The sequence below is a fragment of the Marinifilum caeruleilacunae genome (genome assembly GCF_013141825.1).
GTDB lineage: Bacteria > Bacteroidota > Bacteroidia > Bacteroidales > Marinifilaceae > Marinifilum > Marinifilum caeruleilacunae.
Genome location: NZ_RZNH01000048.1, coordinates 1 through 12,224, shown reverse-complemented (window position 1 = coordinate 12,224; position 12,224 = coordinate 1). Strand labels below are relative to the sequence as shown.

General features: G+C 32.0%; 16 protein-coding genes. All 16 read right to left on the bottom strand.

The annotated features are described in order from the left end of the window. Positions 1–53: 53 nt before the first annotated feature. Positions 54–539 carry a hypothetical protein gene (locus ELS83_RS19615; RefSeq protein ID WP_171597249.1) on the bottom strand — a complete coding sequence of 162 codons (486 nt, stop codon included), beginning with the start codon at positions 537–539 and terminating at the stop codon, positions 54–56. A gap of 178 nt (positions 540–717) precedes the next feature. Next, complete coding sequence (locus ELS83_RS19610; RefSeq protein ID WP_171597248.1) at positions 718–1,773, bottom strand: hypothetical protein; 1,056 nt, start codon at positions 1,771–1,773, stop codon at positions 718–720. 348 nt (positions 1,774–2,121) lie between these two features. Then, positions 2,122–2,673, bottom strand: coding sequence for a DUF6985 domain-containing protein (locus ELS83_RS19605; protein ID WP_171597247.1), 552 nt, complete (start codon positions 2,671–2,673; stop codon positions 2,122–2,124). Next, entirely contained in the window at positions 2,670–3,059 is a 390-nt protein-coding gene (locus ELS83_RS19600; protein WP_171597246.1) for a hypothetical protein, read from the bottom strand. Before ELS83_RS19600 ends, ELS83_RS19605 begins: the two co-directional genes overlap by 4 nt. Before the next feature lie 760 nt (positions 3,060–3,819). Continuing rightward, positions 3,820–4,173: a hypothetical protein gene (locus ELS83_RS19595; RefSeq protein ID WP_171597245.1), complete on the bottom strand. Its 354-nt coding sequence runs from the start codon at positions 4,171–4,173 to the stop codon at positions 3,820–3,822. 126 nt (positions 4,174–4,299) lie between these two features. Beyond that, positions 4,300–4,464, bottom strand: a complete 165-nt coding sequence (locus tag ELS83_RS19590) for a hypothetical protein (protein ID WP_171597244.1) — start codon at positions 4,462–4,464, stop codon at positions 4,300–4,302. Between the two features lie 124 nt (positions 4,465–4,588). Continuing rightward, positions 4,589–5,116 (bottom strand): hypothetical protein, encoded by a 528-nt coding sequence (locus ELS83_RS19585; protein WP_171597243.1) that lies wholly within the window; start codon positions 5,114–5,116, stop codon positions 4,589–4,591. A 97-nt stretch (positions 5,117–5,213) separates the two neighbouring features. Further along, a complete protein-coding gene (locus ELS83_RS19580) occupies positions 5,214–6,158 on the bottom strand; it encodes a hypothetical protein (protein ID WP_171597242.1) in 945 nt (314 codons plus the stop codon). Positions 6,159–6,276: 118 nt separating this feature from the next. Continuing rightward, positions 6,277–6,969, bottom strand: coding sequence for a hypothetical protein (locus ELS83_RS19575; protein WP_171597241.1), 693 nt, complete (start codon positions 6,967–6,969; stop codon positions 6,277–6,279). 257 nt (positions 6,970–7,226) lie between these two features. Further along, positions 7,227–8,021 (bottom strand): DUF1444 family protein, encoded by a 795-nt coding sequence (locus ELS83_RS19570; protein ID WP_171597240.1) that lies wholly within the window; start codon positions 8,019–8,021, stop codon positions 7,227–7,229. 79 nt (positions 8,022–8,100) lie between these two features. Then, entirely contained in the window at positions 8,101–8,901 is an 801-nt protein-coding gene (locus tag ELS83_RS19565) for a DUF4241 domain-containing protein (RefSeq protein ID WP_171597239.1), read from the bottom strand. Positions 8,902–9,042: 141 nt separating this feature from the next. Beyond that, positions 9,043–9,528 carry a hypothetical protein gene (locus ELS83_RS19560; protein WP_171597238.1) on the bottom strand — a complete coding sequence of 162 codons (486 nt, stop codon included), beginning with the start codon at positions 9,526–9,528 and terminating at the stop codon, positions 9,043–9,045. Continuing rightward, the gene (locus ELS83_RS19555; RefSeq protein ID WP_171597237.1) at positions 9,529–9,786 is read right to left on the bottom strand and encodes a hypothetical protein; all 258 of its coding nucleotides are present in this window, start codon (positions 9,784–9,786) and stop codon (positions 9,529–9,531) included. Positions 9,787–9,960: 174 nt separating this feature from the next. After that, on the bottom strand, positions 9,961–10,548 hold the full coding sequence (locus ELS83_RS19550) for a hypothetical protein (protein ID WP_171597236.1): 588 nt from the start codon (positions 10,546–10,548) through the stop codon (positions 9,961–9,963). A 148-nt stretch (positions 10,549–10,696) separates the two neighbouring features. Beyond that, a complete protein-coding gene (locus ELS83_RS19545; protein ID WP_171597235.1) occupies positions 10,697–11,323 on the bottom strand; it encodes a hypothetical protein in 627 nt (208 codons plus the stop codon). Positions 11,324–11,454: 131 nt separating this feature from the next. After that, positions 11,455–11,904, bottom strand: a complete 450-nt coding sequence (locus tag ELS83_RS19540) for a hypothetical protein (protein ID WP_171597234.1) — start codon at positions 11,902–11,904, stop codon at positions 11,455–11,457. Positions 11,905–12,224: the final 320 nt, after the last annotated feature.

Here is a 12,224-nt window from a genome sequence, read left to right as displayed (position 1 = left end):
CTTTCTGGCTAAGCTGCGTTTTAAGGCAATTTAACTTTTACTAGTTACTCTTTTTATTCAAAATTTATTTTCTCCCACAATAAATCACTATAAATATCAATGGCTTCTTTATCGCTGGATATTTGCCAAGTGCGGTGAACGTAACCACGTTCTTGGTCAATTATTTCATTTTCTCTAATCCACATACCATCATGTTTTGGATTAGGCGCATTTTCAACCTTGTGCTTATTTACAAAATCAGATTTCAACAAGTATTCCTTAAACTCGTTTTTGGAAATCGTGATATAATGCCGGAGCAATATTAAGGGTGTGCTTTTTTCACTTAATTCAGGTATCAATTGAGCTATTGGAGATATGTCTCCGGTTTCCATAATTTTGAATTGCACAGACTTTTCAAGCTTTGGATAACCTAACTTCTTATGAGCATTAAGGACCTCATTTTTCTCTTGCATTATTCGCTTAAGTCCAATCCTATTGGAGATTAAAAATACTCCTGTTAATGCTCCAATAGCTCCAAGGATAATCAAAAGTGTTGTCATGTTCTAATTGTAGTTATCGGTTTTGCTAAAATTTGAGGGCTCCGGTTAGCTATAAGGATTACCACCACCTCCTTATCAAGCACCGCTTTTGTTTATTGTTTTTGTTACATTATCTCGTTGTGCCTGTCTCGATCCTTTGGGATCATCGCCCATTAATTTTAATTTTTGTTACCAGTAGTTATTTTTCAACTATTTCAAACCGTTCAGTACAAACATGTTTATCATCTTCAAATGTATCAATCTGTATGAGTCTATTTTTCTCATCGTATTTGTACTTTTTAATATTACCAAAAGTCAAATCCAAACTATAGCCAAATCCATCATATCCAGTATGTTTTATTCTTTTACGATTTATTAAGTTCTTCCTTAAATCCCATTCGTTTAAGTAACTTGATAGAGTATCGCCGTTGGAATTTAAAACAAATTCTGATAATGTTCCATTGCTATTTGTTTTATTGATTTCAGAACCTGTAAAACGCCCATTTACATAGTGTTTCATCACAATAGAATCCTTATAGTATTTAAAAGTCTTCTCTTGATATGAATTCGTTAAAACCTTTATAGAATCTTCAAGTTTAACATCGCTTGGTTTGAAAACCTGAAATTTGAATACATTAGAGTTAGGAATGTCAATCCATTTTTTTCTTTTAATTCTATTTTGCTTGTCATAAAAGAAAAATACGATCTGATCAAGATATATTTCCTTATCATTGATTTCATTATATATTTCTATTAAAGAATCGTTTCCAATTCGATTTCTTTTAAAAATTAAAAGTGGAATCATCTCCTTATTCGATCCCCAATTAATGTTTTCAGGATTAATATACTCATACATTGCTTGATACTTCTCTATTAGTTCATTTGAAATATTCTTATCCTCTTTATAAGCTTTTCTAATTTCAGAAATAAGCAGCTTTCCAATACTGTCATTTTTTGGACTGATGTAATCCAAATATTTTACAGTAGTTAGGTTGTTATTGATATCGTAATTATAGGATGTTTTGGTTTGTTTATATATTTCAATGCCATCGTATCCAGTGTATGTAATGGTATGTTTTCTTGATTCATTGAACCAGTAGGTTTCTAGCAAGATCTCTTTATCTCCATCGTTTTGAAAGTAATACTTAACATGGCTAACATTCCCACCATAATTTAAGGTGTCTATAATTGGATAATCCTGTGCAAATAATAAACATGGCACTAAATTTATTAAGATGTAGATCGCTGTTCTCATAATTACTGGTAACGTATATATAACTACAATGTCGTATTTATTTATCCTGTAATGTGCAATAAATATAATTTATTCTAGTAAATCTTCTCCTGGGTTTTTAATAACATAAACAGTACATTCCATCCTTTTTTATCATGCATCATGTAATAGCAGAATGTCTTGAAAATAAATTTACATATTATTTAATGATAGAAGCCAATGTGCTGAAAATTAAGAACTGGTTTAAATAGGAGGGGGGCGTTTTACCTGGCAAGAGGATTCGTACGGCAGCGGGGGGAGCTGATTAAATGCACTTACTTTCCGTAAGTCACTAAGTCACTTATATTTTTTATGCATTTTTGTATGCCGTTATTCTTTAAATTTTGCCAATAATTCATCTTCACTATCTGGGATATCATACGCATCGGCTGTCGTTAAATGTCCATCTTGACTACTCACTCTAGTTAATGCTTTTCCCTTTTTGAAGACAAGTTGTAACCCATGTTCAGGTTCCCATGCACATTCACATGTTAGGTTTATGAAAATGTCAGGTTCGTTATATGGTCGTCTCGTGATAAGAATTTCGGTTGGTGTTATGAATTTCCATATTTCATGTTCATTAATTTCTTTCATTTCAGTTGGAACATCCACTTCACAAACTAATTCTTTATATTCAACAAAATGATTCAAGACCAGATTGCTTATTTCAGCTCTATATACAGAGTCCAAAAGAAGAAAACTTCTAAGAGCCGTATCTGCTTCTTGAATGAATGTTTCATCAGAGTCTGGCTCAAAGTCCATGAAGGTTACGACCAGTTCTTTATCCACTAATGGAATCTTTAAAGTTTCGCTGTGCCACCAGTCTTCAAATCTTTCGTCCTGGGTTAACTTTCCTAATATTTTTGAATCAACTGTCTTCATTTGTACATCTCCAATACTAAACTTACATTTTCGTTATTAAGTTCTTCCAATCTTGTTAGTGCTGAATTAGCTTTATCTGAGTTAATTATTTTCAAAGCATGTACACATTTTCTTAAGGTCGATTCTAATTCATCATCATATCGTCTGTAAATTTCCCTATTCAGAGCAATATTAAGAATTGGTTCTACAAATCTGTCGTCTTTTAAATTTTCCAAGTAAATGGTATTTATTATGTCTTCATGTTGGCTGTGCCATCTTCCTACAAGTGCTTTTTCAATTAAATCATATTGAGTAGAATCAATTTTCTTTGCTACTGTAAAATCAAGACATTGTATCAATTCTTGTTCATTTTCACATTCAATCGCTTTTCTTAAAGTCTCTTTCATGTCTCGTGTTTAATGGCATGCAACGGTTGGCCGTATGGTGCTGTAGCAGATTTGCGTTAAAATTGTCCGTCCATGAGGATGAGACTATTATTTATTTATTTATTTATCTTATAATGTGCAATAAATATAATTTATTTTAGTAAATCTTCTCCTGGGTTTTAGTAGTTCAAAATTCCATAAACAGTACTTTCCTTGCCTTTTTATCATGCATCTTGTAATAGCTGAATGTCTTGAAAATAAATTTACATATTATTTAATTATAGAAGCCAGTGTGTTGCGAATTAAGAACTGGTTTAAATAGGAGGGGTGCGTTTAACCACGCGAGAGGACTTGCGCGGCAGCGGAGAGAAGCTTACAGCAATCAGCTGCAATTATTATTTGCTCACTACAAACAACTCATTATTAATTCTGCTGTCCTTAAAAGTCGCTGTCCGGCATTCTGACAATTGTGATTTTATTCGAAGAAAGGCTTTAGTAAGACCGGGAAGCTACAAGCTTGCTTAAAGATCACCCGGCCGCACTTAAGCATTTCAAGAATCAAATTGCAATTTTCAGTTCGCCTTGGGTTTTTTGCTTACTTTTTGGGCTTAAGCCAAAAAGTGAGAGCCCCTCCGGCTAGAGGAGAATAGAAATAATAGCAATCAGCTTTCAGCGCTGCTACAAACCACAATTAACAGACTTGCGGCAGGTGGGGGGACTCGCGAGGCAGCGGAGAGCTTCACCGCCCTTGAATATTAGCTTTTGTTCCCAATAGTTTGACTTAAAAGTTTCGTATTTCTTGTCTCATTTCCCTATTCCAAAATTCAAACTTGTCTTTATAGATTCTTGTAATTGGGAAATTGTCACTTTCCATTATTGAACTCCAGGTTAAATTTACAACAGCAACTCTTTCGTCTTCTAATTCTAAAATTATTTCATCATTACTGGAATTTCTAGCTAGTAATTCAACTTGTTGATTAAATAAAATATGCTCTTCAGATAATTCAGTTTTAAATTCATTAAGTAATGATATTACAATGTTTTCACTCATTTCATCTACAGCCCAATATGGATCTAAAAAATCAAGTTCAAATATTGATTTATTCAGTTGATCTTCTAAATTTCCATGATTCAATAGTTCAGAAATCGCTATTTCAATGCTCTCTCTTTTAAGTTCATCGACGAATAAATCTGGTGGAATAATGAAATTATTATTGTCTTTTTGTTCTTCCTCAATGGCAATAGTAAAATATTTGTATGTCTAAATGTTGATTCCATATTTTCTACCGTCTAAGGTGTTGACTAAAATATTACAAAACTCACATTCAGTATTTTCCCAAGGATATGATTCCTCAAATTCAATCCATACTTTAAAAGAATTACTTCCGTTTTTAATAATTTTTTCACTTAGTGGATTCAATTTCATAATTGAAATTTTTTTGTTTTTCTTATTTACTGATACCGGTCTAGCTAAATTTAGAGGATTTCCGATAACTATTGGGGCAACGTAAGCCTACTTAATATTAACTTTAGTTAGCACCTTTAACCTACTATAGCTTTAATAAAAGCATGGCTATAGAGATAAGTATTCCTAATAACATAAAAACCTTAAAACTCCCAGTGTGAATTTTTGGTTTTATTGAATCATCTTTAATTCCATTTTCCTTAATCAGCTTAATCAATTCATGTGAATTATAAAACTCTTTTATACTAATCTGTTCTATTTCTCCATTTTCAAGTCTAACTAATATTCCTCGAACTGTATTCCAGGTCATTTGCCATTCAAATTCTGTGAATTGAACTTTGCTCAATCTGCTTTCACTTTCTTTATTAAGCAAGATTTTTCTAACTATTAGGTTATTGTCTTTTATTAGGATTCTTTTAATTTTTCCAACCATTAAAGCGAAATATCCTAAGCCCATCCATATTAATAATAGACCGCCTATAATTCCTACAACGCCTTCTGACTTATACGCTCCAAAATTTAAACAAAGTACACCTAATCTAATTAAGCCAACAATGAAGATTGCAATCACAAAGTATAGGCTCAAAATTCTTAAAGTATGTTTAGATTTCATCATTAATTGTTTGACTTGTTATTGGTGCTAAGGCTTGACACCGTAAGAAATCCTGTTTTGTAATATGGTACTTTGTTAAGGACTGTTTTTTATATTGTTAGTGGTAATAGTTTTCAAATTTCTCTACAAGCTTCTTTTTGAACTGTAATATTTTAATGTGTGTCTCTAAATGAGTTTTAATAGATTCAACCACTTCAAGTACTTGTGGAAAATCTTCTATATTAAAGTCATTTGGTTGTATGGTTTTTTTTGATTTTGAGTTTACAATATCGTATAGTGCTTGTTTGTAATATTTATTGAAGGTATTCAAGGTGGTGAAATTGCAGTATTTTGTCCAGTTGGTATCAGAATTATTAATGTCATATTCAATCAACAAATTTTTTCCAATTTTCACAAGTTCACTTATTGTCTTATTTAAGTCTTGGTCTGAATTATCTAAAGCATCCATTTGATGCACCAAATTGATGTCTGCATTTTCGAATAGGGTTGATACGCTTGCCATATTGTTTTTTAAGTCAGAGCACAGATATTTTTCAAATGGAGATAACTCATTATTTGGCTTTAGATAATCATTGATAAACATAGTTTCCACAAGCAAGGCATCTATATCAAAGTATAGTTTTTCAATTTGATTAGAAAAGCTGATTTTAAACAGTTCAGGTTTTGTTTTTAGATCGTAGATGTGCTGAAATTCGTGAATTAATATAGCCTGGACAATGGACGGGTGTTTTGGGTATGTATCTAATATAAAGTTGCCAAATTTTAACTGCACTTTGGAAAGGTTTTCTGAAGTAGCAATAGCACAACACCCATATAACCTATTGCTTAAGGTAGAGTCATGAACCATTGTAACCTCACCATTTTTAATGCACTTTATTGCTAAATTATAACAGTTTTGAACATACTCGTTTTTCGTTTGAGAGTTCTTAATGGTTAATTCTAAATCATGTAATATTTTATTAATAACTATTTCTTTTTCATTACAATATGAATAAGAAGTTGTGAAAAATATAATGGCAATTAGTAATAAGGTTTTTCTCATAGTCTGGTATTTAAAAATAGCCTTTAGCTGTTTATTGGTTTTGTTACATTATCTAGTTGCGCCTGTCCCGATCCTTCGGGATCACCGCCCTTTAATTTTAACTTTTGTTGTCAATGGTTTAAATAAATTCTAATATTCCTAAAGTGTTATATTTTTTAATAATATCGTCATTTCCAGAAAGTTGATTTTGTTCTTCTTGATAGTAGCTTAGGTAAAAGTTTGAACCATCTTTAAGTGTTATTGAAATATCATTATCTATTCCGTTTGATAACAATGGACCAAAAGCTAATCCATTATATTTGGTAATTCGACCTTTATAGTCTTTATTATCAAGGACTATACTTTTTATTTGGTCAATACTATATTCAGCTTCATTTATAATAATAGAATGATAATTAATAATTACTTGTCCAAAGTATTCTTTGTTAATCGATTGAGTTTTTCGTGAATTATTCGTTGCGGTATATATCCAAAATCCAAGAATTAATAATCCAATTCCACCATACAATGAATTTGAAATTGAGTCTAGGAACAAAAAATTATCAACTATGTAAATTAAAAGAAATGTTGTCATTACGATTACCAATAACTTTCCTTCTTTCGAGTAATTATTAGTCTTGCTCACAAAACCATTATATATGAAGTACCCAAGTAAACTAAAGACAAGAATAGTCCCGAAAATATGAGCGTGTTCGTTAAATTCTTTTGAGTATCTAAAGAGAAGTGCGACGATAATATTAATAGTGAACATTATCAGAAGAACAGGTATTTTTTTTTTCTTCTTACTATAAAATGTTTTTAATGTAATCATTTATTCTGTTTTATTCGACCAATAAATGCGACTGCAAATTGCTGCCAAGGGTTTTGCTAAAACTTGAGGGTGATTTTAAAAAAAAACCACCAATAAATTAATGCGATTAAATTTACATATTATTTAAGCACACAAGCCAATGTGCCAAAAATTCAGAACTGGTTTAAATAGGAGGGGTTCGTTTTACCACGCGAGAGTCTTTCTCGGAAGCCACCAAACACCGCTATGCAATATGGTAGGATGTTACCAACAGTATTTTATTCTAATATTTCAAACTTGTCTGCATTCATAATAAATAACTTGTCCGAAACCACATGATCTCCAGTTGCATTTATTTCTCTGATTTTTTCCTTCATTTTTTGGATGTTCTTTTTATCATTTGACCCTGTCACTAAAACAAGGTCTCTAGCAGGAACACCAATTACTATTTCTCCATCAACAGGAAAATTATCACTATTCCAAATGTCTAAAAGAATAAGACTTGATTCATAATCTCCTCCTATTGTTACCATGTATTCTCCATCTCCACCATGTCTTTCAATATTAGTTGCTAAATTCCCAAAGTTTTGAATAGCTTTTTGTCTCAAGTCATTAAAAGAGATTTCTAACGGTTCGATTTCTTCCTTTTTTAAATATGCTATTGTTGTTTCTCTGTCTTCTGCATAAAACACGTATAATTCCTCATTGTACTTTTCAAATAAAAAGTCACTCTCAAAACTTGGATTTTGTTTTATAGTCTCATTTAGAAATCTATAATCTTTTACAATCGGGATGATTCTTTCTTCTTTTACAGATTTCCTTGGTTCAAACAATTCTTTTGACGCATTTGTATATTTCTCAATTATTTCATTTAAATCTTTTGGGGCATTTTTATATTCTGCATATGAATTATCTAAAAGATGTCTCATTTCGTCCCGACTATCTAGTTTTGTTCGTAGTTCAAGCCCAATTAAAGATACCAATTCAAGACCTGGTATTTTTTTCTTTAGTTTTTGAAAGTACTTTCTCCCGAATTCTTCTTCTTTCAGTTTCGATTTAAATAGTTTTAACATGTTTGCTTCTTTATATTGTTGGTAACGGTTTTGCTATGTGGCCTTTTAATGCCCTATAGCGTTTGCTAGCAGTAGTTTTTTATTCATCAGTAAGTAATAGAACAAAAAAGTCAATAACCAAGGATACAATTTCATTATCGTCAGTCATCCCCCAATATGCAGGATATGTCCCGTCACCATAACCTGACTGAAACATTGTAATATTCAATTCACTATTTGGAATTTTAAAGTTTACCCAGTCACCATAATCATTTGGGTTATCAGGATTTTTTGCGTTTTTCTTGAATTCGGCAGCAAAAAAATCATCGTAAATGTTACCCGTAGGGTTCTTGTTTATAAACTCGTCAATCAATTTATTGTATTCAACCCCTGACTGATAATCAAAGAAACCACCCAAGCCAGCGTCAACAGGAAACCCAAAAAAGTCGCCATCTCCCTTGAGTTCTGTTACGTCTTCACCACTACGCACCGCAAGAACCCACTTATCCGCCTTTGTTTCACTAAAAACTAGTGTAGCTATTGCGTATCTATCTCCTGATTCCTTTGTTTTGGCAACGTAAATTTTGATTGGATACTTACCTGGCTTAACCGTCTTATTTAGTGGCGGCATGTCAGGAACTACAAGAGGATCACAAACAACAATCTGCCCAGTTGGAACATTTAAGTCTCCTATTTCGACCAGTTCGACAGGAATTCCTTCAACTGTTGCATTGTCAAATATTGTGTTATAGTCCGCATGAGATAAAACCTCTGTCGACTTGTTTTTTTTCTTGAATATATTAAACATGTATTCTTCCTCTTTTTTGTCTGCTTTATTTGCACAGCCAAATAGTGCTATAAGAAATACTGCAGATACTATTTTTTTTATATTTAAATGCACTACAACGTTTAGTGTATGGTGTCGCAGGGAATTGCGGCCTTCAAACCTATCAAGTTACCACCCAAAATTGATGCGGGTGATACCGCTCGAAAACCTCTGAATCCCTTATACACTAAACATTTTGTTATGCGGTCGGCTTTTTTATTTTCTTGATTTTCTTTCTTCATAATCTCTTAAAAGTCCATTTAACTTTTCAATTTTCTCATTATCAATCGGCTCTATTTGGCAAAGTTGGTCAACCATAATATTGATGTCATAAAATTGATTGTCAGATGTGATTTTACCCTTCTCTATAATCTTATCAACACGCTGATTATAAGATTTGAAAATATCAATATCATACTTTGTTTTATCTTTCAAGTACTGATTAAATTTTAAATCCTTTGTTTCTATTTGCATCTCTGTCATATCACGAAACCATTGCTTTAGTCGTGTCAGTCTGCCTTTATTGAAATGTTCTTCAGTTTGCAATTTTAATCCATTGAAATGCTCAATAGAGTCAAAATCTGCTGTCGAAACGTGCATTAATTTATTTTCTAGGTAGTAGTCTATTGTTGCTAATACCAAGTCACGATACTTTTTAAGTTCTGCTTGTTTGTGGGTCGAATGTTGTTTCCAGGTAGTCATTTAGTTTGTATTTAAAATTCGTTTTCTAAAAACTAACAATAAAACAATTGTCACAATGCAGACTACTATAAGAGCTTTTAATATTTGAATAGTTAAGCATAAATCTTGTCCTGTTATTAAAGAAATACAGTCAGTTGGGTTTTCTGTTTCATATTTCAAACTTACCATTGTGTTGATTATTCCAAAGACAAAAACAGGAATCTCAAGAATTGAAAATCCAATTAAAAAGTAGAAAATTATTGTTTTCGCATTTTTCATTCTTAACGGTTGTGTCGTTTTTTAAGCTGCCGCATAACGTTTCGCGGGTATGGCGTCGTGCCGCAATTTCCGCAGGTTTGTTGTTTATAGTTCTATCGTTAAAATCTCACATCAGTTTCCAGCCGAGCCGAACCGCGGCATGCGCTTTGACCCGCTGTTAAGCGCAGATTTTTATCATTTAAATTGTCTTTTTAGTTTTGTCAAATATTTTTCAGTTGTAATATCCGAGTTGTTTTTATTTATTATTTCCAATGTGAAATTTATAAGCCGTTTCTGATTTGCAGTAAAGTAGTTCGTCAATTCTGTTTCTTTTAATTCAGAATTTTGAAAGGTCGAGAATATATACACTGTAATTCCATCGTCACAACARTCACTTATGCTATCTTTTAGATCATTTGGATTTAGTTGATTTATAAGTGAGTCCTTCAAAAACTCAAAATCCCYTTGATTAAGCTTTACATTAATGTTAATWGGAAATTTTTGCACATAAACATTGGGGTCATAATCTGGTTTTAAACTATCTGCAGGCGGAGAAGGTGGTAATAATCTTTCTTTTCYWCCGAACCTATAAAAAGTCAATTCTTTGTTTGAAACATCCACTAAAAGTTGAGTCGGAGCGATAAAACAAGGGAAAAACTGTATAAGGATCTTACTAATCTGATCACTATTTCTCTTGATGGGTTTTTGTTCTTGACCAAAACTTTTTAGTGTCAGGCTTATTAAAATTGCTGCAAATAGTATTTTCAAAGTGGGATACTTCATTTTTTTTTATTTACACTTAACGGTTTTGCTAAATTTTGAGGGCGATGTAAAACTACCGCCTTATCAAAACCGTACTGTGTTTATCGTTTTTGTTACATTATCTTGTTGGGCATCAACGCCCTTTAATTTTAATTTTTGTTGGCCGTAGTTAATTTCTTTCTATTAGTAATCTATTTATAAATGCATATCCACCTAAGCATAAGATCGAAAGGATAACTGTCCAGCTTATAATATTGTATGCAGGATAATGACCAATCGAAAATATAAATTTTACTAGAATTGAATATATGAGAATCAGTTTGAGAAAATCTTCAATATTTTTGGGACTCTTTTTAACGAATCTTAAGCCATATGAAATTGTCAAACTAAGCGCTCCTATCATAAACCCATAAAGGCTGTAATCGACCTCCATTAATTTAATGTAATAAGACACAAGCAGGATAATTAGTGAAATTAGAATCCAAAGTTTATAACTTTTAAAATTGTCTCTTTTGAACCTGAAAAATAATGATGCAATGGTGCACAAACCACCAATTAAAATTATTTCTAATCCACCTGGCCAATGAGAAATAGAGAATTGTAATCCAACACACCATATAGCTAAGGAAATCAGCACATACCTATCGAGATTGCTATAAATTACAAAACCAACAATACCAACTATCGACAGAATCAAACCTATATTTGAATAAATAAAAGCAGAAAGAGCGTATCCAATACCGATTATAATCATACTTGCTGCTGAATATTTATTTAATTGAAATCTATCATCCATCTTACTCTCTTTTTAATTACGGCCAACGTATATATAAACACAATGTCCTATTTATTTATCTTAAAACGTACATTACACATTACATCCGTATATGGTATGTAATGTGCAATAAATATAATTTATTTTAGTAATTACTTACTCTTAATATAGATATGCTCAAAACCATCATATAAATCCTCTTGTAGTATTAAACTATCATTTAATGATTTGATCATATATCTCTCAGGAAGAGTTGATGTTGATAAATCTGGAGCAAGATATTTGTGATTGATTGTTAAAAAATCGAACTCTTCCTTAAACAAAACACTTTCTTCTGTACTTAAAAAATAATCAGTTTTTAGCACTGTGTCGCGGTTAAATAAAACGATTACTGTATCCTCATGCGTAAATATATAGGTGCGAGTGTAGCCAGTGCTTTCTGGTGTGTCTGAGGCAATGCCCGAAAATCCTCCCAAAGTTTTTACCCAATTCCACTGTCCTATAATAGTATGGTGTTCACTAAGATCATCATCTTTACTGCAACTTACTATTAGTAATGCAAGAATTATAAAATGGAAATAATAGCTTTTGAAGTTTTTCATTGGTGTATTCTTAGGTTGACTTTAGGGCTTTGTAAGCTTACTATTAGGCAAATATGACATAATAAATTTACATATTATTTAATGATAGAAGCCAATGTGCCAAAAATTAAGAACTGGTTTAAATAGGAGGGGTGCGTTTTACCACGCGAGAGTACTTGCGCGGTGACAGGGTTATGTGTTTAATAGAAATCATTCGCGTGTATGGTTGTATCAGAAACAATCTTTTCAATTAGCACATCAGGGCTTTTATATATGAGTGTTTCTGTCCAACTAGATGTTACCACTCTCAAGTCTTTGGTAATTACAACATCGCTTTTATA

Coding starts and splice junctions, on each gene's coding strand:
- ELS83_RS19615 (WP_171597249.1), bottom strand. CDS start 539: ATGACAACACTTTTGATTATCCTTGGAGCTATTGGAGCATTAACAGGA.
- ELS83_RS19590 (WP_171597244.1), bottom strand. CDS start 4,464: ATGAAATTGAATCCACTAAGTGAAAAAATTATTAAAAACGGAAGTAAT.
- ELS83_RS19600 (WP_171597246.1), bottom strand. CDS start 3,059: ATGAAAGAGACTTTAAGAAAAGCGATTGAATGTGAAAATGAACAAGAA.
- ELS83_RS19540 (WP_171597234.1), bottom strand. CDS start 11,904: ATGAAAAACTTCAAAAGCTATTATTTCCATTTTATAATTCTTGCATTA.
- ELS83_RS19575 (WP_171597241.1), bottom strand. CDS start 6,969: ATGATTACATTAAAAACATTTTATAGTAAGAAGAAAAAAAAAATACCT.
- ELS83_RS19580 (WP_171597242.1), bottom strand. CDS start 6,158: ATGAGAAAAACCTTATTACTAATTGCCATTATATTTTTCACAACTTCT.
- ELS83_RS19560 (WP_171597238.1), bottom strand. CDS start 9,528: ATGACTACCTGGAAACAACATTCGACCCACAAACAAGCAGAACTTAAA.
- ELS83_RS19585 (WP_171597243.1), bottom strand. CDS start 5,116: ATGAAATCTAAACATACTTTAAGAATTTTGAGCCTATACTTTGTGATT.
- ELS83_RS19545 (WP_171597235.1), bottom strand. CDS start 11,323: ATGGATGATAGATTTCAATTAAATAAATATTCAGCAGCAAGTATGATT.
- ELS83_RS19555 (WP_171597237.1), bottom strand. CDS start 9,786: ATGAAAAATGCGAAAACAATAATTTTCTACTTTTTAATTGGATTTTCA.
- ELS83_RS19570 (WP_171597240.1), bottom strand. CDS start 8,021: ATGTTAAAACTATTTAAATCGAAACTGAAAGAAGAAGAATTCGGGAGA.
- ELS83_RS19605 (WP_171597247.1), bottom strand. CDS start 2,673: ATGAAGACAGTTGATTCAAAAATATTAGGAAAGTTAACCCAGGACGAA.
- ELS83_RS19610 (WP_171597248.1), bottom strand. CDS start 1,773: ATGAGAACAGCGATCTACATCTTAATAAATTTAGTGCCATGTTTATTA.